Annotated in this window: 19 protein-coding genes; 10 read left to right on the forward strand and 9 right to left on the reverse strand. The window is 45.9% G+C overall.

The features are described from left to right. Nucleotides 1-115 precede the first annotated feature (115 nt). On the forward strand, nucleotides 116-1,474 hold the full coding sequence (gene rimO, locus JGK20_RS09480) for a 30S ribosomal protein S12 methylthiotransferase RimO (RefSeq protein WP_293212289.1): 1,359 nt from the start codon (nucleotides 116-118) through the stop codon (nucleotides 1,472-1,474). Here rimO and JGK20_RS09485 read toward each other — a convergent pair. Then, on the reverse strand, nucleotides 1,449-1,646 hold the full coding sequence (locus tag JGK20_RS09485) for a hypothetical protein (RefSeq protein WP_293184928.1): 198 nt from the start codon (nucleotides 1,644-1,646) through the stop codon (nucleotides 1,449-1,451). The two genes, rimO and JGK20_RS09485, sit on opposite strands and share 26 nt — an antisense overlap. 841 nt (nucleotides 1,647-2,487) lie before the next feature. On the opposite strand from JGK20_RS09485, the gene JGK20_RS09490 reads away from it, so the two are divergent. Further along, nucleotides 2,488-3,960 carry a DEAD/DEAH box helicase gene (locus JGK20_RS09490; RefSeq protein ID WP_293184930.1) on the forward strand — a complete coding sequence of 491 codons (1,473 nt, stop codon included), beginning with the start codon at nucleotides 2,488-2,490 and terminating at the stop codon, nucleotides 3,958-3,960. Between the two features lie 275 nt (nucleotides 3,961-4,235). Here JGK20_RS09490 and JGK20_RS09495 read toward each other — a convergent pair whose 3' ends face one another. After that, a complete protein-coding gene (locus JGK20_RS09495) occupies nucleotides 4,236-4,781 on the reverse strand; it encodes a hypothetical protein (RefSeq protein ID WP_293184932.1) in 546 nt (181 codons plus the stop codon). Nucleotides 4,782-5,115: 334 nt separating this feature from the next. Between JGK20_RS09495 and JGK20_RS09500 the strand changes: the two genes are divergently transcribed. Next, complete coding sequence (locus tag JGK20_RS09500) at nucleotides 5,116-6,318, forward strand: Coenzyme F420 hydrogenase/dehydrogenase, beta subunit C-terminal domain (protein WP_293198235.1); 1,203 nt, start codon at nucleotides 5,116-5,118, stop codon at nucleotides 6,316-6,318. 161 nt (nucleotides 6,319-6,479) lie between these two features. Here JGK20_RS09500 and JGK20_RS09505 read toward each other — a convergent pair whose 3' ends face one another. The 4 genes from JGK20_RS09505 to JGK20_RS09520 all read right to left on the reverse strand — a co-directional run bounded on the left by JGK20_RS09505 (nucleotide 6,480) and on the right by JGK20_RS09520 (nucleotide 8,195). Further along, nucleotides 6,480-6,815: a XisI protein gene (locus JGK20_RS09505; protein ID WP_293184934.1), complete on the reverse strand. Its 336-nt coding sequence runs from the start codon at nucleotides 6,813-6,815 to the stop codon at nucleotides 6,480-6,482. 112 nt (nucleotides 6,816-6,927) lie between these two features. Next, nucleotides 6,928-7,305 carry a GNAT family N-acetyltransferase gene (locus JGK20_RS09510; protein ID WP_293184936.1) on the reverse strand — a complete coding sequence of 126 codons (378 nt, stop codon included), beginning with the start codon at nucleotides 7,303-7,305 and terminating at the stop codon, nucleotides 6,928-6,930. 4 nt (nucleotides 7,306-7,309) lie between these two features. Beyond that, entirely contained in the window at nucleotides 7,310-7,681 is a 372-nt protein-coding gene (locus tag JGK20_RS09515; RefSeq protein ID WP_293184938.1) for a DUF2237 domain-containing protein, read from the reverse strand. A 52-nt stretch (nucleotides 7,682-7,733) separates the two neighbouring features. Further along, complete coding sequence (locus tag JGK20_RS09520) at nucleotides 7,734-8,195, reverse strand: GNAT family N-acetyltransferase (protein ID WP_293220262.1); 462 nt, start codon at nucleotides 8,193-8,195, stop codon at nucleotides 7,734-7,736. Between the two features lie 325 nt (nucleotides 8,196-8,520). On the opposite strand from JGK20_RS09520, the gene JGK20_RS09525 reads away from it, so the two are divergent. From JGK20_RS09525 to JGK20_RS09545, 5 genes are all read left to right on the forward strand, one after another. Beyond that, entirely contained in the window at nucleotides 8,521-9,105 is a 585-nt protein-coding gene (locus JGK20_RS09525) for a TetR/AcrR family transcriptional regulator (protein ID WP_293191726.1), read from the forward strand. Nucleotides 9,106-9,112: 7 nt separating this feature from the next. Then, nucleotides 9,113-10,615: an efflux RND transporter periplasmic adaptor subunit gene (locus JGK20_RS09530; protein ID WP_293191728.1), complete on the forward strand. Its 1,503-nt coding sequence runs from the start codon at nucleotides 9,113-9,115 to the stop codon at nucleotides 10,613-10,615. Nucleotides 10,616-10,629: 14 nt separating this feature from the next. Continuing rightward, on the forward strand, nucleotides 10,630-11,268 hold the full coding sequence (locus JGK20_RS09535) for a Vat family streptogramin A O-acetyltransferase (protein WP_293184942.1): 639 nt from the start codon (nucleotides 10,630-10,632) through the stop codon (nucleotides 11,266-11,268). A 250-nt stretch (nucleotides 11,269-11,518) separates the two neighbouring features. Beyond that, nucleotides 11,519-12,673 carry an ABC transporter permease DevC gene (gene devC, locus JGK20_RS09540; protein WP_293184944.1) on the forward strand — a complete coding sequence of 385 codons (1,155 nt, stop codon included), beginning with the start codon at nucleotides 11,519-11,521 and terminating at the stop codon, nucleotides 12,671-12,673. Nucleotides 12,674-12,851: 178 nt separating this feature from the next. Further along, nucleotides 12,852-13,589, forward strand: coding sequence for a DevA family ABC transporter ATP-binding protein (locus JGK20_RS09545; RefSeq protein WP_293184946.1), 738 nt, complete (start codon nucleotides 12,852-12,854; stop codon nucleotides 13,587-13,589). A gap of 134 nt (nucleotides 13,590-13,723) precedes the next feature. On the opposite strand, the gene JGK20_RS09550 is transcribed toward JGK20_RS09545, so the two are convergent. After that, entirely contained in the window at nucleotides 13,724-14,956 is a 1,233-nt protein-coding gene (locus tag JGK20_RS09550) for a methionine gamma-lyase family protein (protein ID WP_293230202.1), read from the reverse strand. Between the two features lie 80 nt (nucleotides 14,957-15,036). On the opposite strand from JGK20_RS09550, the gene JGK20_RS09555 reads away from it, so the two are divergent. Then, nucleotides 15,037-15,849, forward strand: coding sequence for an acyl-CoA desaturase (locus JGK20_RS09555; protein WP_293184949.1), 813 nt, complete (start codon nucleotides 15,037-15,039; stop codon nucleotides 15,847-15,849). Between the two features lie 363 nt (nucleotides 15,850-16,212). Next, a complete protein-coding gene (locus JGK20_RS09560; RefSeq protein ID WP_293225768.1) occupies nucleotides 16,213-17,040 on the forward strand; it encodes a fatty acid desaturase in 828 nt (275 codons plus the stop codon). 407 nt (nucleotides 17,041-17,447) lie between these two features. Here the strand turns inward: JGK20_RS09560 and JGK20_RS09565 are convergent, their stop codons facing one another. Together JGK20_RS09565 and JGK20_RS09570 are read right to left on the reverse strand one after the other, a co-directional pair. Next, on the reverse strand, nucleotides 17,448-18,293 hold the full coding sequence (locus JGK20_RS09565) for an ABC transporter permease (RefSeq protein ID WP_293184951.1): 846 nt from the start codon (nucleotides 18,291-18,293) through the stop codon (nucleotides 17,448-17,450). A gap of 212 nt (nucleotides 18,294-18,505) precedes the next feature. Next, nucleotides 18,506-19,417 carry an ABC transporter permease gene (locus JGK20_RS09570; RefSeq protein WP_293184952.1) on the reverse strand — a complete coding sequence of 304 codons (912 nt, stop codon included), beginning with the start codon at nucleotides 19,415-19,417 and terminating at the stop codon, nucleotides 18,506-18,508. Nucleotides 19,418-19,509 lie beyond the last annotated feature (92 nt).

The following is a 19,509-nucleotide window of genomic DNA, read 5'->3' on the forward strand; positions in this document are numbered from 1 at the left end:
TTTATTTGGTTTTGATGCTGAATTCCCGGTTCAAATTCACGCAACCTTGCAATTTTAGAAATTGTGTGATACCATAAAACGTTCTTGAAAATAGCGCAACAGCAAATATTACTGCATGGCAACGAAGCCAACGATCGCATTTACCCACCTCGGCTGCGAAAAAAATCGCATTGATACCGAACACATGATTGGCTTGCTGGCTCAAGCAGGCTATGAAGTCGATTCTAATGAAGAATTAGCGGATTACGTCGTCGTCAATACTTGCAGTTTTATCCAAGCTGCGCGAGAAGAATCAGTCCGCACCCTGGTAGAATTAGCCGAAGCTAATAAAAAAGTAGTCATCACTGGCTGCATGGCACAGCATTTTCAGCAGCAATTGCTGGATGAATTGCCCGAAGCCGTCGCAATTGTCGGCACTGGTGATTATCATAAAATAGTCGATGTGATGCAAAGGGTCGAAAAGGGCGATCGAGTTTCCCTCGTCTCTAGTGAACCTACTTACATCGCTGACGAAACTACTCCTCGCTATCGCACAACATCGGAAGGTGTCGCTTATCTGCGAATAGCCGAAGGCTGTGACTACCGTTGCGCTTTTTGCATTATCCCGCACTTGCGCGGAAATCAACGATCGCGCACCATAGAATCTATTGTCGCTGAAGCTAAGCAATTAGCCTCCGAAGGGGTAAAGGAAATTATCCTAATTTCTCAAATTACCACCAACTACGGCAAAGATATTTATGGCGAACCCAAACTAGCCGAATTACTCCGCGCTTTGGGCGAAGTAGATGTACCTTGGATTCGGATGCACTACGCCTATCCTACAGGTTTGACTCCCCAAGTTGTCGAAGCCATCCGCGAAACTCACAACGTTTTGCCATACTTAGATTTACCGCTGCAACATTCCCATCCCGAAGTTCTGCGCGCGATGAATCGGCCTTTTCAAGCTGGGATTAATGATGCTATAGTCGATCGCCTGAAAGCATCAATTCCTGGTGCCGTGATGCGGACAACTTTTATAGTCGGCTTCCCTGGCGAAACAGACGAACACGCAGCACACTTGCTAGAATTTGTCAAGCGCCACGAATTCGATCACGTCGGAGTATTCACATTTTCCGCCGAAGAAGGCACCCCAGCCTACAGCTTGCCAAATCAACTCCCAGCAGAAAAAATGGAAATTTGGCGAAATGCAGTTATGGCGGCACAACAACCTATATCATTAAAAAAGAATCAAGAATCTGTCGGTCAGGTAGTTGATGTCCTGATAGAACAAGAACAACCAGAGACAGGTGAGTTGATTGGTAGATCCGCCCGGTTCTCCCCAGAAGTAGACGGACTCGTCTATGTGACAGGAGAAGCACGGCTGGGATCGATCGTACCTGTGAAAATTACAGACGCAGATTTCTACGACCTTCATGGTCAAGTAGAAATCGCTCGAACTGTCTCGTTAGCTAAAGCAGTATCAGCCCCCCGCTAGGAGCGTAGCCTCGCGTCGGGATGAGTGCCAGTGAGTTGACGATTCCACTCCCGCGAGTCGAATTCCAAGCCGTGCTGTGGAACAGCGACGGGGTGGATGAGGAAACGAGCAATTCTTCTGATAAAATTGGTACATCTTGACCACCAATGCCGTAAGCGAAAACCAAGCTCATAGGTACGTGTTGCCAGAAAAAGTATGGGTCTTGGAAGGACTCCTGCCCGGGCGAGGCAATGTAAGACCAATAGAATTACGGAGTTCTGGCGGCTGTTGCCAATGAATTGGGAAGCCCGTGCTCTACCGCAGGTCAGCGTCGGGTAGTTCACTGTTTTGTTTCTGAATGTAAAGAGTTATGCTAATATAAAGTCAGAAACCAGCGGGGAGAATTTGAGATTGCTTCGCCGTCCGCCCTACACCACAACGGTATCCCGAAAGAGTGTTGAGATGGATAGGCGGTAACGGTAGTCCAAAAACGGATAGAAGCCGCCGACGCCAGGAGTAGAGAGATTAAAATTTTAGACGCTAGTTCAAGCTGCCAGATTCATCTGTGGAGTAAATCTAAAATCTAAAATCTAAAATCTAAAATCGACTGACGGTCGCTACATACCCTGTTGAATCCCGCAGGCGACGGATTGCGGGATAGCGCCTGAACCAACAAAACTGTAACTACTATATATGTAGTAAAGTGGGGCTGGTCATCATCCTCACTATAAAATGCCCTAGAGAGAAAGCTTGCAAGTACCTCAAAGGAAGTCCAATGTACTGTTTAAAGAATGTTGGAAGCCGATAACCCCACCGCTGGCGGTTGGTATCGGTGATGTCAGAAAATCAAAGACGGCTGTCGAATCGGTAAATTAGTCACCATCGACGGAGCTGCCCTATACTCGATTGCTATTTGAAAAGGTGCGCGCAGGCGCAGCACCATACAGAACTCACAATGAGTTCCTGCCCTAGAGCAGAAATCCGCATCCGAGTTGGGCAACTTAGAAGGCTAAGACTCGTTATTAGGAGAATTAATGAATTTATTGTTTGAAGGTTTGGGTCTTTCCGAAGAACTCGTTCTCCATCTGGAAACACTCGGCTTTACAGAACCTACTCCCATCCAAGTACAAGCAATTCCGCACCTGCTAGCAGGCCGCGACGTTGTGGGTCAAGCTCAAACTGGAACGGGCAAAACGGCAGCATTCTCGTTGCCCATCTTGGAGCGGATTGATTTAGATCTAACTGCGGTGCAAGCATTGGTGCTCACACCGACTCGCGAATTGGCCATGCAGGTAACTGAAGCCATCCGCGATTTGAGCGGTATCAGCAGCGACGGCCCGGTAAAAGTCGGTCGCTCTCTGCAAGTTCTGACCGTGTACGGCGGTCAATCGATCGATCGCCAAATGCAGCGTTTGAAGCGCGGCGTTCACATTGTTGTCGGTACACCCGGACGCATATTGGATATGCTCAGCCGCGGCAGCCTGAAACTCGACAAGGTACAGTGGCTGGTTTTGGATGAAGCTGACGAAATGCTGAGCATGGGCTTTATCCAAGATGTGGAAAGAATCTTGGATGCTGCACCAAAAGACCGTCAAACGGCATTTTTCTCGGCGACGATGGAAGCTTCTATTCGGAAATTGGTAGCGCGGCATTTGCGGAACCCAGTCAACGTCACAGTAGAACAACCAAAAGCAACGCCGAAACGCATCAGCCAAGGCGTGTATATGGTTCCCCGCGGCTGGTCTAAGGCAAGAGCTTTGCAGCCAATCCTAGAAATGGAAGACCCGGAATCGGCGCTGATTTTTGTGCGGACTCGGCAGTCGGCGGCGGAACTTACTAGCCAACTGCAAGCAGCAGGCCACAGCGTTGACGAATATCACGGTAATTTGAATCAGGCACAGCGGGAACGTTTGCTGCATCGGTTCCGCCAATGTCAAGTCCGCTGGGTAGTGGCGACTGATATTGCTGCGCGGGGTTTGGATGTGGATCACTTGACTCACGTTATTAACTACGATTTGCCCGATAGCGTAGAAAGCTACGTTCACCGGATCGGACGCACGGGCCGGGCCGGCCGCGAAGGAACTGCGATCACGCTGATTCAACCAGTGGATCGCCGCAAATTGCGCTTGATTGAACGCCACGTGCGATCGAGCTTGACTGTACGAAACATTCCGACACGGGCACAAATTGAAGCTCGTCAGTTGGAAAAGATGCAGGGTAAAGTTCGCGAAGCTTTGGCTGGCGAACGAATGGCATCTTTCTTGCCTCTGGTGTCTCAGTTGTCCGAGGAATACGACTCCCATGCGATCGCCGCAGCAGCTTTGCAAATGGCCTTCGATCAAAGCCGTCCGGCTTGGATGGGCGCGGATTACGCTCAACAAGAAGATCCCCCTATTGGTGGAGAAAACAGCGTCAAGCCAATTTTGATCAAGAAGCGGGCTAAGACTGGCGCGCCGACTAATTCAGTCGGTTCGAGCGTTCCTGCTCCCGTTCCCCAGAACAGCTAATTAGTAGGGTGCGCGCTGCGCGCCTTATTTTCTAACTGGTAGGGTGCGAAATTCGCACCTTATTTTTTTATGTGTGGAATTAATCTATAGGTACGTAGTTGCGCTTCAGCGCTCTTTCATAGATATAAAGAGCGCTGAAGCGCAACTACGTACCTTGACTGCACGTGATGCTCAATACTTGTTTTCAGCAAACCTAAAAATCCTCTGAAGTAACAAGGACTGAAGTCCTCACTACAAACCTCTACAGGGGGATTTTTGGAAGGTTGTGTAGTATTTTAGTTGAGCTGCGTGCCGACAATAATCTTTTGCACGCGATCGCCCTTCAGTTCCAAAACCAAATTAGAAGCCTTTTGGTCGTTGCTGTAAGTCAACCGACTCACTCCACCCTGCACGGATTGCGAGCTGTAACCGTAAGTTTTAAGGACTTTTTGACTTTTATCTCCTACCTTAATACTACTCGTTGTTACGTACTTGGGATTCGTAGTAGAAATTAAATAAACTTTGCCATTCCAGGCTGCTACCGTCAATTTCGAGTAGGTTAGCGTGCGAATCTTGCCACCCATAGCCTTGCTACCCGGTTTAGTTTCATCCCGCTGCGGTTTGCCCAACTTGCGTTTAGCCTCTTCTACAGACATCCCCAAACGAACTGGGCCAATCCCCAAGCGCGAATAGTCGATCGCCGCCGGCTTTTGTGTGGCGTTCAACATACTTTCTAGAGCCACAACAGTTTGATTCATACCCACAACAGGGCGAATTAAAGCAGCAAATCCGAAGCTCGAAATTGCGATATTGAGCATGATGCCAGCAACGGCTGTTGTCACAAACAATCTTACCATTTTTTTATACCTTTATTTTGCAGTTTATTCCTGCAATACCCTGTTATATCCGGATAAATACTAATGATTGCGGGCGAATACAATTCGCTCCTAAACAGCCAAAGTCCGCCTGCGAGGACTAAAGGAGTAAGGATATTCATCCCCAAAAATATAACATAGAGAAATCCGGTTTTAGTAGGGGGCGTACCCCCGTGCTCGTCTTTATTCGGGGTTTATGAATACCAACACCATTTTACGTTTAATTAGCGCGAATACTTCATCACCGGAATGGGTGTGATATCCTAACAAAAGCCCTTTCTCCATAAAATTTGCAATTTAGATGACCGCCATAGATTCCACTAAACACCAGAAATCTAAAGCCCTGAAACCGGGCAGCCGCCGCCCCGCTAAAGAACTTTGCAGCGAGTGCGGTTTGTGCGATACATATTATATCCATTATGTCAAGGAAGCTTGCGCTTTCTTAACTCAGCATATCGCAGAACTGGAAGAGGAGATTCACGGGCGATCGCGCAATCTCGACAATCCCGACGATTGGTACTTCGGCGTCAGTCAAAATATGATGGCGGCTAAGAAAAAAGAACCAATAGAAGGCGCTCAGTGGACGGGAATTGTCAGCTCAATTGCGATCGAAATGCTGGAAAAAGGCATTGTTGAAGGTGTTGTCTGCGTTCAAAATACCAAAGAAGACCGCTTTCAACCGATGCCTATAATTGCGAGAAATCGCGAAGAAATTCTCGCTGCAAAAGTCAACAAGCCAACTCTATCTCCCAACCTTTCAGTGTTGGAACAAATCGAGAAGTCGGGGATGAAACGGCTGTTAGTAATTGGCGTCGGCTGTCAAATTCAAGCATTGCGTACAGTCGAGAAACAACTCGGTTTAGAAAAGCTCTACGTTCTCGGAACTCCCTGTGTAGATAATGTTAGCCGCGCGGGCTTACAGAAATTCCTAGACACGACTAGCCGTTCTCCTGAAACGGTGGTATCTTACGAGTTTATGCAAGACTTTAACGTTCACTTCAAACACGAAGATGGTTCTACGGAAAAAGTGCCATTTTTCGGATTGAATACAAAAGAATTGAAAGATGTGTTTGCTCCTTCTTGTTTGAGCTGTTTTGATTACGTTAATTCCTTAGCAGATTTAGTGGTGGGCTACATGGGCGCACCTTTTGGCTGGCAGTGGATTGTGGTACGAAATGATACCGGACAAGAAATGTTAGACTTGGTAATGGATCAGCTAAACACTCAGCCGGTGATGTCTCAGGGAAACAGAAAAGAGGCTGTTCAACAAAGTATTCCAGCTTACGAGAAAGGTGTGACTTTGCCGATGTGGGCGGCGAAGTTGATGGGAGTGTTTATTGAGAGAATTGGGCCGAAGGGTTTGGAATATGCTCGGTTTTCAATTGATTCTCATTTCACTCGCAATTATCTGTATGTGAAGCGGAATTATCCCGAAAAATTGGAGGCTCACGTGCCGGAATATGCTAAGCGGATTGTCGGGCAGTATAAGTTGCCAGAGGTTTAAGCTGGTAGGGTGCATGATATTATGCCCTGTTAATTACTATTAATAAAAAATGTTTGTAGTGAGGACTTTAGTCCTCGGATGGATGCGGACTAAAGTCCTCACTACAAACCAGTTTTTTTGTGGTAGCTAACTGACGCGCACTACTCCTTGGGCGATTGAAATTATGCAACTCCAAAGCCTGTATATTCGCGCGCGTAAGTTGGCTGAAGTCCTAGCACAATATCCTCTTTGGGTATTCCCATTTCTACCAATTCGTCAGCAATCTGCCTGTCTGTTTGATTTCGCTGAATCCAGATTTTGCCATTTTTAATATCCAAATGAAACACACAGTTATACACGCGGCGGTGTGTGTCCCATCCTAAATCGATGACAAGATAGCGATCTTTTTCTTTGTCAAAAATTGTTTCTACTTCAATTTCTCCGTTAATTGGTGCTATCTTGCTGTCTTCAATTAGCAGCTTTTGAATGCACTGACGGTAATGCTCTAGTCGATCCATTTGACTATTGCCTCCTGAGTTGATTTTAAATAGATATGTAAACTTGTAGGGTGCGTCAGCTAGAAGCTGCTGGATGATTCAACAAATAATCCTACTGACGCACCCTACGAGTCTACGCCTGAGCCGTCAGCTCCTTGCAGTAAACTATCTTGTCATGGCCTGCTTTGTAGAAGTCGCGAATCCGCGCTTCTTCGTCGTAACCGCACTTGCGGTAGAACGATCGCACGCGATCGAACTCCGGGAGTCCCGACGTTTCCACCAGCAACACGCGCCCGCTCCGCGCCATCAAGGTTTGTTCCATGTAGCGCAGCAATGTCGCACCGCGTCCTTGTCCCTGGCGATCGGGTAAGATGGCGATTAATTGCAAGTTCCACGTGCGATCGGTCATTGGTTCGAGCTCGCAGTAGGCGACACCCACGGGCCCGCCGTCGTCATCGGTAATCCAGAAGCGATCGCCATCGTTGTTAGTGGCGAAGTAATCGGCTAGCACATTCCTACAAATCAGCAGCGTGTTCCTTCAACTCGTTCAAAGAAACGTATTCCAAAGTTAAGACATGAGTCGCCGACAAAACCACAAGTGGCGCACATCCAGCATCCATTGCTTCCTTCCAGCGCGAAGCACACAAACACCAACAATCCCCTGGCTTCAATCCCGGAAATTTAAAATCGGGAACCGGGGTACTCAAATCGTTTCCCATTCTTTTGGTGTACTTCAAAAACTCTTCTGTCACTTTTGCACAAACGGTGTGAGCCCCTAAATCTCCGCCACCCGTATTGCATTTTCCGTCCCGATAATAGCCTGTCATGGGCGATGTGCAGCAAGTTTCTAATTTTGTTCCCAGCACATTTGTCGCTTCCGTAACCATCGCAACTCCTCCACACAACTCTGCGATCTAATTTTACACAAAAGGTGGTTTTTTATATATCTTTTTCCATTGCAAAGTTGATGAATTTTTGTCCTCTCCGTTCTACTTCTTGCTTTTTGATCGTCATAAATCCGTGGGTTTCAAAAAAAGGTCTAGCTGTAATGCTGGCTTCGGTAAATAACTTTCTAAGTCCTAACTCTTTGGCTTTTAACTCGATTTGTGTTAAAATTAGCGTCCCAACTCCTTGTCTTTGAAAGTTTTTGTGACAGTAAAAGCGATCGATATGGCCGTTGATTTCTAATTCTCCAAAACCTGCGATTGTATCGCCCTCTTCTGCTACGAAGGTAAATTTACTGCTTAAACTTTGCATCCACTTTTGAATGTCGGTATCTGCTGGCGCCCAAGCATCTACTTGGGCTGTTGTGTAATCGCGGATATTTACTTCGTGCACTGTGTCATAGAACAGTTTGACAATTTTTTCAGTGTCGCCGATTTCGTAGGTTCGTACTTTCATGAGATTTAAGGTGCAGATTCCCACGATCGATTCGGGGCTTTTATGTGGAGATTGATGGCGGGGTGTTTTGGATTTCTGGCTCAAATCGCCGCGACAAATTGACTCCAAAGATAATTTTACTGCACCCCTTGACAAGCTCTGGTAGTCTGTGCAACATTAATTATAACAACTGTTCGATATACTTATATTTTCCAATATCAGCCGTCAAAAGCTTTTTGTGTATTCGTTTATACTATATCGGATGTTCGATATAGGAATATTTGGTCGATCGCCCTTAAATCTCCGATAACCTAGGATCTAGAATCAAAAATCTGAAGATCGATCCATGCCAAAAATAGTTGACCGCGAATTGTACCGCAAAGAATTACTGAACAAAAGTTTTGAGCTTTTTGCCGAAAAAGGCTATTCCTCCGTCACAATGCGAGAAATTGCCTCAGGAATTGGAGTTTCTACAGGAACCCTTTACCACTATTTCCCGAGTAAAGAAAGTTTGTTCGAGCAGTTAATTGTATATTTGAGCTATGAAGATACAAAAGAAGAAGCACTGGCTGAGTTAGGAAATCCACCAACTCTCGGAGAAAAAGTTGAACAACTGATGAATTATCTCAGCGGAATTGAAGATTATATGCTGAAGAATCTGTTAATTACCTTCGAGTTTTGCCACCAAAAAACTCGCAAAGAGATTGATAGCAATCAAGCACTCCAGCTAGCAGGAAAGCGTTATGAAGAGGCACTCATTTGCTACCTGGGTATCTCCGATCCAGCGCTCGCTAAATTTGTCATTTGTTATATTGACGGTTTGGTGGCAAGAAGATTTTATCAAGGCGAAAGGATATCTTTTACAGAACAAGCGAATGTATTAAAAAATATATTACTCGCTTATTTAGAAAAAAAACAATCGCACATTTAGGAGGAATATGAATTTTCAATTTTTCATCAAGCCTAAAAATCCATTGGTAATGGGATTGGTAGTTGCTGGCGCTGCTATTAGCATCGGTACAACTTTTTACGGTATTTCTCAGTTTGGATCTTTAGCTAAAAATGCTGAACCTTTACCCGTAGAAACACCGCCGCCCAGGAAAATCACGGCTTTGGGAAGACTGGAACCGCTGGGGGAAGTGATTCGCTTGGGGGTGTCGCAGGCGTTGGATGGCGATCGCGTGGCGAAGCTTTTAGTCAAAGAGGGCGATCGCGTGAAAGCAGGGCAGTCGATCGCAATTTTGGATGCGGGCGATCGGCTAAAATCTGCTTTAGACGAAGCCAAAGAAAAAGTCAAAGTTGCTGAAGCCAGTTTAGCAAAGGTAAAAGCCGGGGCAAAGTCGGGAGAACTTGCAGCACAATCTGCGACAATTGGCAAGCTAGAAGCCCAATTGCAAGGAAACCAGGCGGCACAACAAGCAACAGTCGATCGCATTCAAGCGCAATGGAAAGGAGAAAAAACCGCACAGCAAGCAACCATCAGCAGAATAACCGCACAATGGCAAGGAGAAAGAAAAGTACAAACAGCCACAATTAGTCGCATAACTGCACAATGGCAAGGAGAAAAAACAGCACAAACAGCAGCAATTAACAAATTAAAAGCCGAGTCAAATAATGCCCAAACCGAATACCTGCGGCACAAAGAACTTGTTACCGAAGGCGCAATTTCTAACTCCGTCATGGACAGCAAACGACTGTCATTAGAAACAAGTCGCCAGGAACTTAAAGAAGCCGAAGCAAATCTCAGCCGCATCAACAGTACGGCCAAGCAGCAGCTTAAAGAAGGCGAAGCAAATCTCACCCGAATTAACAGTACAGGAATCCAGCAACTCAACGAAGCAGAAGCAAATCTTGCCAGAATTAACAGTACAGCAATCCAGCAGTTAGCAGAAGCAGAAGCAACACTTAAGCGCATCAAAAATAGTGGCAGCGAAGAACTAAAAGAAGCCCAAGCAACTCTCGACAAAATAGGCGAAGTGCGCCCGGTAGATATCCAAGCAGCCCAAACCGAAATCAACAGCGCCATCGCCCAAGTCAAGCGCGCCGAAACCGAATTAAATCAAGCTTACATCCGCACTCCCAACGCCGGAAAAATCCTCAAGATTCACACCCGCGCCGGGGAAAAAATTAGTGATGACGGCATTGCAGACGTAGGAGAAACTCAGCAAATGGTAGTCGTTGCCGAAGTTTACCAAACCGACATCAGCAAAATCAAGGTTGGGCAAAAAGCAGGTGTTACCAGCCAAGCATTTTCAGGAGAATTGCCGGGAACTGTTAAAGAAATCGGCTTAAAAGTCAGCAAGCAAAACGTGTTTAGCAACCAGCCAGGAGAAAACTTGGACAGCCGAGTTGTGGAGGTGAAAATTCACCTGAATCCTGAAGCTAGCAAAAAAGTTGCGGGATTGACAAATTTGCAGGTACAAGTAGCAATTCAAAATTAGGGAGATTGAGAAACATGGGAGAATTGGGGCCAGATCCAAACCGACCGTATCCGATGGTAGACCAGCGCCGGGTTTGCTTTATCAAAAACTTTATTAAATCGCCCAATATTATTGTCGGCGATTACTCTTACTACGACGATCCGATCGACCCGGAAAATTTCGATAGAAACGTACTTTACAATTACGGGAGTGATAAATTAATTATTGGTAAATTTTGTGCGATCGCCACCAACGTCAAATTCATCATGAACGGTGCAAATCACAAACTCGATGGCATTTCTACCTATCCATTTCCAGTCTTTGGGAACGGCTGGGAAACAGCGATGAATCTATTAATCGAACTACCAACTAAAGGCGATACAATTATTGGTAATGATGTTTGGATAGGTTACGAATCGGTGATTATGCCGGGAGTTAAAATCGGCGACGGTGCAATTATTGCTGCTAAATCTGTTGTAGTAAAAGATGTTCCCGCTTACACCGTTGTCGGCGGAAATCCCGCTGGTTTAATTAAGCAGCGTTTCAGCGATGCTGAGGTGGCGCAATTATTACAAATGCGCTGGTGGGATTGGGAAGTTGACAAGATTTCGCGCCATATTAACTTAATTATGCAATCCGATATTCAAGCGCTGAGTAATGCCGATCAGACTTAGGCAATCGCCGACAAAGAAACCGGATTTTTTACCGATATTAAAGGCTGCGATGCAATATCTTCGCAAAAAACCCGGTTTCTGCCCACCGGATGAGCCCAATTACCGCACTCGCCGACAAAGAAACCGGGTTTTTACCGAAATTAAAGGCTACGATGCAATATCTTCGTAAAAAACCCGGTTTCTGCCCACCGGATTATCCCAATTCCCAATTCCCAATTCCCAATTCCCAATTCCCAATTCCCCAAATATTATGTTTCGCAAAACACCCCTTGCTTGGTTGCAAGTAACCAGAGAAAAAACCCGCCTCGCTGTTGCTATCGCCGGAATTGCCTTTGCAGATATTCTGATTTTTGTGCAACTCGGCTTTCAAGATGCACTCTTCGATTCTGCTGTTAAGCCGCACGAAAGTTTACAGACAGATTTAGTGTTAATCAATCCTCAATTTGAAACTTTTGCTGCGGTAAAACAGTTCAAAAGAGAGCGACTTTATCAAGCACAAGGAGTCGCGGGAGTCAAGTCTGTCACTTCTTTATATATTGGGATGGGACAGTGGCGAAATCCCACAAACCGCACTACGCGAGGAATTTTAATTTTTGGCATAGATCCTGGCAACACAACATTTATTTTGCCAGATGTCAATCAGAATTTGGCTCAACTTCAAAAGTTCAATAATGTGTTATTTGACCAAGCTTCTAGACCTGAGTATGGGGAAATTGCCAATATTTTTAATACACAATCTACCCTCGAAACTGAACTTAACAAACGAAATATTCAAGTAGGAGGAGTATTTACTCTCGGTACTTCTTTCGTGGCTGATGGCAATGTCATTGCTAGCGATTCTACTTTCATGAATTTATTTCCAGAACGCAAACCAGATGAAATTGATGTGGGTTTAATTCAGTTGCAACCGGGGGCTGACATCCTCAAAGTTCAATCAATGTTGAAAGCTATTTTGCCGGATGATGTGAAAGTTCTGACTTTAGCAGAATTTGCGGAAATTGAAAAGGCTTATTGGGGAAATGCTACTCCGATTGGTTTTATTTTTGGATTTGGTACGATTATCGGATTCATTGTTGGTTTGATTATTGTTTACCAAATTTTGTATTCAGATGTTTCCGATCACTTGGCTGAGTACGCGACTTTAAAAGCTATGGGATATAGCGATCGCTATTTAGTCGGAGTTTTAGTTCAGGAAGCTTTGTTATTAGCTATTTTGGGTTTTATGCCGGGAATTGTTTTGGCTAACGGACTGTATTCCCTAGCGCAGTCTGCTACATTGCTGCCAATTGCAATGACAACAAATCGAGCGACTACTGTGTTGGGTTTGACGATTGTGATGTGTACTGGTTCTGGGGCGCTGGCTTTGCGGAAATTGCGATCGGCAGATCCGGCAGATATTTTCTAAGCTGTTGTGGCATTTTAATTTAATTTTTGGGCGGGCTAGAAGCCCACCCCACAAGAGATGGAAGAAACAGGATTGCCAAAATTAAATGTGTACCAGCTTAGAACCAAACAAAATACCTCCATTAATTGTGGCACGGGCGTCTCGCCCGTGACTTATAGAAAAAACACAAAAAATCACCATGCAAACCCTAAACTCTCCCGCCAACTTCGACGAAACCATAACAAATCAAGCTGTAATATCAGTCAAAAACCTCAACCATTACTTCGGTAAAGGTTCCCTGAAAAAACAAGCTTTATTTGATATTAATCTCGATATCAACTCTGGGGAAATCGTAATTATGACGGGGCCTTCTGGTTCGGGTAAAACAACTTTACTGACGATGTTAGGCGGCCTGCGTTCGGCTCAAGAAGGGAGTCTCAATATTCTGGGGGAAGAAATACGCGGCGCTAGTAAGAATCAGTTAACTAAGTTGAGAAAGCAAATTGGTTATATTTTTCAAGCGCATAACTTGATGACGTTTTTGACGGCTAAGCAAAATGTGCGGATGTCTTTGGAATTACATAAGGAAATGCTAAATCAGAATATGGATGCTTTGTCAATATCCATGTTGGAAGCTGTTGGTTTGGGAGAACGGGCTAATTATTACCCAGAAAATCTGTCGGGAGGACAAAAACAAAGGGTGGCGATCGCCCGGGCGTTAGTCAGTCGGCCTAAAATAGTCTTAGCTGATGAACCTACGGCGGCTTTGGACAAACAATCCGGGCGAGATGTGGTGGAGATCATGCAGACACTTGCAAAGGAACAAGGCTGCACGATTTTGCTAGTGACGCACGACAATCGGATTCTCGATATTGCCGATCGCATTATCTACATGGAAGACGGACGTTTAGTCACAAATTTAGCCGATCGACCTTAATCAGATGTCAACAAATCTCTTACAAAAGTTCTTTTTATCAAATTTTGGGACGGGCAAGATGCCCATCCCACAATATTTTCTTTTATTGTGGGATGGGCATCTTGCCCGTCCTAATTATTTTTGTAAGATATTCGCTACTTGGCCGGGCCCACGGCCTCGATCGCATCTTCAAGCGCGATCGACACATGAGTCCAATGAGTACCCCCTTGACAAAAAGCCACATAGGGTTCTCGCAGAGGCCCGTCTGCTGAAAACTCCGAGGTGCTGCCATCAATAAAAGTACCACCAGCCATCACCAACTGACTTTCGTACCCCGGCATCGGCCCCGGTACCGGGTCTAAATACGAACCGACTGGGGAATTTTGCTGCACCGCCCGACAGAAAGCAATTAACTTATCAGCAGAACCGAATTCGATCGCCTGAATCACATCCCTGCGCCTCGCCAAAGGAATCGGATTCACCCGATAACCCAACTTATAAAAAACATAAGCCGTCAAATGATTACCCTTCATCGCCTCGCCCACAAACCCCGGGGCCAGGAACAAACCCTGAAACAGCAAGCGGTTCAAATCAAAAGTCGCGCCCCCGCTGCTGCCGATTCCCGGCGCTGTCAAGCGACAAGTTGCCGCCTCCACCAGATCGGCCCTCCCGGCCACGTAACCGCCCGCAGGGACGATCGTACCCCCCGGATTTTTGATTAAAGAACCCGCCATCAGATCTGCACCCACAGCAGTAGGTTCGCAATCATCAACAAACTCGCCGTAACAATTATCAACAAAGCAAATTGTGTTACGATTCTGATGTTTGACTAGATCGACGATTTTTTTAATCTCAGAAATAGACAGACTCGATCGCCAAGAATAACCGCAAGAGCGCTGGATCAAAACCAGGCGAGTTTTTGTTGAAATAGCAGAGCTCAGTGCCCGCCAATCCACAGTTCCTTCGCGAGTTAGAGGCAACTCACGGTAGCTAATGCCGAACTCAATAAGTGAACCTTGACCTTGCCCCCGCAAGCCGATCACTTCTTCTAAAGTATCGTAGGGAGAACCAGCAACTGCCAACATTTCGTCACCAGGACGTAGGATGCCAAACAGAGCACAGGCGATCGCGTGAGTACCCGAAACAAACTGTACCCGCACCGCTGCCGCCTCGGCCCCTACCACTTCGGCAAACACCCCGTCCAAAGTCTCCCGCCCTAAATCATCGTGGCCGTAACCCGTAACACCTGCAAAATGGTGGACTCCAACCCGGTGGCTGCGAAAAGCTTTTAAGACTCGTTGAAGATTTTGCTTGACTGTCGCGTCAATACCAGAAAAAATCTGAAAGAGTGCCTGTTCTGCTTCCTGTAGCCGTGAAACGCTATTCATCTATACCTCGCTCACCATTTGCGTGCGCGCTGCTGATTATCGCGTAAATGCGGCCCCTAGTTTGTAAACATAATATCTTCATGACGATTGCAACTTCCAAAAAAACTTCTCCTGATTGGCCTGTTGTAGGCTTTATGGCCTTTCTGCACACCGGCGCTCTATTTGCTTTGCTGCCGGGTAATTTTAGCTGGTCTGCTGTCGGCCTAGCAGTATTCCTGCACTGGGTAACAGGTGGTTTAGGAATTACTCTCGGATTTCACCGCCTCGTTACCCACCGTAGTTTTCAAACACCGAAATGGCTAGAGTATTTTCTAGTTATTTGCGGTACTCTGTCCTGTGAAGGCGGCCCGATCGACTGGGTAGGAATGCACCGGTTACACCACATCCATTCCGACACGGAAGAAGATCCCCACGATTCTAATCAAGGCTTCTGGTGGAGCCACATGGGTTGGATGATCTCAGATTTGCCGATGAGAGTTCAAATCCCCCGCTTTACAAAAGACATTGGCGACGACCCAGTATACAAGTTTCTCCAAGCATATTTTATCCCCATCCAAGTTGTCTTCGGTGTGTTGCTTTATTTATTAGGTGGCTGGTCTTTCGTGGTTTGGGGAGTGTTTATGCGGATTGTGGTGGTGTTCCACTGCACTTGGCTGGTTAACAGCGCTACCCACAAATTCGGCTACCGCACCTATGAGTCGGGCGATGGCTCTACTAACTGCTGGTGGGTTGCTGTCCTCACCTACGGCGAAGGTTGGCACAACAACCACCACGCCTTCCAATACTCTGCTCGTCACGGTCTCCAATGGTGGGAAATCGACATCACTTGGATGACAATTCAACTGCTGGAATCGCTGGGTTTAGCTACCAAAGTGAAGTTAGCAGAAAAATAGGGCGATCGGCAATTTAGTCATTGGTTGTCGGTCATCAGTTCTGGACTAATGGCTCGTGACCAATGCCTAATCCTGTTTTTGCGATCGCTAAAGGTTGGGTTGAACTGAGATTGAATCATCTTGTGCGATCGACCCAACCAAAACCATAATCAGTTATAATAGATTTGGGAAGAAAAATTTTTGTTTGGCAGCCAAAAGTTTTATTTTCAAAATTAAACCGTAAATTTTTCAAGTTTCATCCTAAATCTATAATTCATTCATTTTTGATTCGTTTGGGCAAGTGTGCACCAAAAAAGTTTACTGCTCAATCCAAACTATTATGCGTGAATCCCGGTCAGCATCTCATCACTAATCAAAAAAAGAATGACAATAGCAACGCAAGAAAAACTCCAATACAATTGGAAGCACGTTATTAGTTTAGCAGGACTGCATATCGGCGCTTTGTTCGCACTGCTACCCAGTAACTTCAACTGGACAGCAGTTGGTTTAACAGTATTCATGCACTGGATCACCGGCGGTTTGGGAATAACTCTCGGATGGCATCGTATGCTCACCCACCGCAGTTTTCAGGCACCAAAATTCGTAGAATACTTTCTAGCATTTTGCGGATCCCTGGCCTGTCAAGGAGGAATAATTGATTGGGTTGGGCTGCACCGTTTGCACCACACCCACTCTGACCAAAATGCGATCGACCCTCACAATGCCCAAAAGGGTTTTTGGTGGAGTCACCTCGGCTGGATGCTATATAAAGGCCCGGCTCACGCTGAAATTCCCCGCTGTACAAAAGACATTGCCAGCGATCCATTTTACCGATTTTTGCAAAACTACTTTCTCCCGATGCAAATCGTCTTTGGCGTGTTGCTTTACTTCGTAGCAGGCTGGTCATTTGTAGTTTGGGTAATCTTTGCCCGCTTAGTTTTGGTATATCACTGCACTTGGTTTGTGAACAGTGCAACTCACAAATTTGGCTACCGCACTTACGAAACCGAAGATAGTTCTACTAACTGTTGGTGGGTTGCAGTTTTGACTTACGGGGAAGGCTGGCACAACAACCACCACGCTTATCAATACTCTGCCCGTCACGGTATGAAATGGTGGGAAATTGACTTCACCTGGATGACAATTCAAGCCTTGGAAGCAGTAGGTTTGGCTAGTAAGGTGAAATTACCACCTTCCCGAGCGGAAGGTTAGTTATTGTAGGGTGCGTCAGGTGTGAATTTGACTATACGCAGATTAAGAATTTTCCACGCTAAACACCTGACGGTTAGTTAGCACCCCCCTTAGGAATGAGAATTAAATAACTTACAATTTTTATTGTTCTTGTGGGATGGGCGTCCCGCCCATCCCACAAATATGTGTAAATTATTTAATTTTCATTCCTTAGTAACGTCGTTGCTTGCGATCGTCAATCGGCGTGGTGCACTTTGAAAACTTCTAAGGAAACCGATCCTTAACGCGGATTAACGCAAATATTTTGTAAATGCTATAAGGTGCGTCGCTCGCTCGATTGTCGATATTGAGTTAGAAATTTTCTGTGGCGACACACCCTACGACTACGACTGTCAACTGTCAACTGTCAACTGTCAACTGTCAACTGACTAATGAGCCTGTTTTTGATCGCCCTTGCCGCGCAAATATTCCGCTAAAAACGCCAATCCTCCCGAACCGACTATCAACAGCACGCTCAGAGCATTAATATCAGGCTTCACACCAGTCCGAATCCGGCTAAAAATTTCCATCGGTAGAGTTGTAGTCCCGCTACCGGCGGTGAAACTCGCAATCAAAAAATCGTCCATGCTGAGCACAAAAGATAGCAGACAACCAGAAACAATTCCAGGTATTAATTGAGGTAGCAAAACCTGAATAAAAGCCTCAACAGGCGTTGCACCCAAATCCAAGGCAGCTTCTTCTAAATAAGGGTTTAAATCTGCCAATCTAGTAGAAACAGCTAGAGCGATGTAAGCCAGACAAAACACAACGTGGGCAGCGACAATTGTCCACAAACTCAGAGGAATAGCGAGTGCGGCTAAGAATACCAGAGTCGCAACCGCGCTGGCAATATCTGGAATAATAATCGGCAAGTAGGAAACTCCCTGATATAAATTTTTGCCGGGAAAGCGGTAGCGGGCTAAACCAACGGCCATTAAAGTGCCGAGTACAGCGGAGATGGCAACTGCACAAACAGCAACTGTTAAACTGTTTCTCAGGGCAATTAAAATCCGCGTATCGCTAAATAATTTAACGTACCAATCTAAAGTAAATCCTTCCCAGCCGGCGCTAAAACGGGATTTGTTAAAGCTGTAAAATGTGAGTACCAAAATGGGCAGGTACATATAAAAAAACATCAAAACTGTAAATATTGCCTGCCAAGAAATCTTAAATTTAGGTTTTAAGTACATATCGGGTTGTATTTCCTCCTGTGGATTGTCGGCGGTATTTTCCATATCTCGTTAATCGGGAATTGGTAATTGGTAATTGGTAATCGGGGAATTGGGCATCGGGCATCGGCCAAACAGGGCATCGGCCAAACAGGGCATCGATTTGAAGAGAATTTGTAGCGACTAATTAATGACTAATAACTAATGACTGCTGTCAACTGTCAACTGTCAACTGTCAACTGTCAACTGTCAACTGTCAACTGTCAACTGTCAACTGACTAAACTGCATTACGATCGCCATATTTGAGTAAAAGAGCAATTCCGATACTCACTGCAAAAATTAATACCATACTCAGAGCCGAACCTAGCCCCCAATTTTGAGTCGCCCCCAAAAACTGATTGTAAATTAAACGAGCTGCCGTCATGCTCGAAGCTCCACCAAGCAACTCCGGATCGACAAAATCGCCCAAACAGCTAATAAATACTAGCAAAGAACCCGCTGCAATCCCCGGCATTGTCTGGGGTACTGTCACTTTCCAGAAAGTTTCTAGTGGATTCGCGCCCAAATCCTGAGATGCTTCTAGCAATCTGCGATCGAGCTTTTCCAAGGAAGCGTAGAGAATGGTTACGATATAGGGCAAATAGCTGTAAGCCATGCCGATTAGAACTGCGGAACTTTGATTTAACAATTCTAGAGGAGGGATGCCCAAAAGTCCCAGGAGCGAGTTGAGAACGCCCGTAGGACGCAGAATTGTAATCCAAGCATACGATCGCAACAGCGAAGAAGTCCACAGCGGCAACACAAAGCCCAATAACGTTAAATTCCGCCACTTGGGCGAGACATTGAGCGCGATCCAGTAAGCGACGGGAAATCCCAGCAGTAAACACAGAATAGTCGTTCCGGTGGCAAAAAAGAGCGATCGACCCATCACCTGCAAATTCAGCGGCTCAAACACCCGCAGGTAGTTGCCGATTCCCGAAGGATTTACCAAATCTCCCGGCTTAATATTCGGCACCAAGCTAAGTTGAAAAATCACCAGAGTTGGTATTACTAATAATAAAACCAGGAACAAGCCAGAAGGGCCGAGCAATGCCAGCGGGCCTGTCCACTTTGACCATGGGGGGACGCTTTCAGGCTTGACTGGAGCAGTGGGAGGAATCGGAGGGGGAGCTTTGGTAGAAACAGCCATAAATAATAGTTTGGATTTTTGAGCGGTAGGGGCGGGTTCACCAAAATCTTTAATTTCAAAGCCCGAATTCGTATAAACCCGCCCCCACCCAA

Source organism: Microcoleus sp. PH2017_05_CCC_O_A (assembly GCF_020738785.1).
Classification (GTDB): domain Bacteria; phylum Cyanobacteriota; class Cyanobacteriia; order Cyanobacteriales; family Microcoleaceae; genus Microcoleus.

Coding starts and splice junctions, on each gene's coding strand:
- rimO (WP_293212289.1), top strand. CDS start 116: ATGGCAACGAAGCCAACGATCGCATTTACCCACCTCGGCTGCGAAAAA.
- JGK20_RS09485 (WP_293184928.1), bottom strand. CDS start 1,646: ATGAGCTTGGTTTTCGCTTACGGCATTGGTGGTCAAGATGTACCAATT.
- JGK20_RS09490 (WP_293184930.1), top strand. CDS start 2,488: ATGAATTTATTGTTTGAAGGTTTGGGTCTTTCCGAAGAACTCGTTCTC.
- JGK20_RS09500 (WP_293198235.1), top strand. CDS start 5,116: ATGACCGCCATAGATTCCACTAAACACCAGAAATCTAAAGCCCTGAAA.
- JGK20_RS09505 (WP_293184934.1), bottom strand. CDS start 6,815: ATGGATCGACTAGAGCATTACCGTCAGTGCATTCAAAAGCTGCTAATT.
- JGK20_RS09515 (WP_293184938.1), bottom strand. CDS start 7,681: ATGGTTACGGAAGCGACAAATGTGCTGGGAACAAAATTAGAAACTTGC.
- JGK20_RS09520 (WP_293220262.1), bottom strand. CDS start 8,195: ATGAAAGTACGAACCTACGAAATCGGCGACACTGAAAAAATTGTCAAA.
- JGK20_RS09525 (WP_293191726.1), top strand. CDS start 8,521: ATGCCAAAAATAGTTGACCGCGAATTGTACCGCAAAGAATTACTGAAC.
- JGK20_RS09530 (WP_293191728.1), top strand. CDS start 9,113: ATGAATTTTCAATTTTTCATCAAGCCTAAAAATCCATTGGTAATGGGA.
- JGK20_RS09535 (WP_293184942.1), top strand. CDS start 10,630: ATGGGAGAATTGGGGCCAGATCCAAACCGACCGTATCCGATGGTAGAC.
- devC (WP_293184944.1), top strand. CDS start 11,519: ATGTTTCGCAAAACACCCCTTGCTTGGTTGCAAGTAACCAGAGAAAAA.
- JGK20_RS09545 (WP_293184946.1), top strand. CDS start 12,852: ATGCAAACCCTAAACTCTCCCGCCAACTTCGACGAAACCATAACAAAT.
- JGK20_RS09550 (WP_293230202.1), bottom strand. CDS start 14,956: ATGAATAGCGTTTCACGGCTACAGGAAGCAGAACAGGCACTCTTTCAG.
- JGK20_RS09555 (WP_293184949.1), top strand. CDS start 15,037: ATGACGATTGCAACTTCCAAAAAAACTTCTCCTGATTGGCCTGTTGTA.
- JGK20_RS09560 (WP_293225768.1), top strand. CDS start 16,213: ATGACAATAGCAACGCAAGAAAAACTCCAATACAATTGGAAGCACGTT.
- JGK20_RS09565 (WP_293184951.1), bottom strand. CDS start 18,293: ATGGAAAATACCGCCGACAATCCACAGGAGGAAATACAACCCGATATG.
- JGK20_RS09570 (WP_293184952.1), bottom strand. CDS start 19,417: ATGGCTGTTTCTACCAAAGCTCCCCCTCCGATTCCTCCCACTGCTCCA.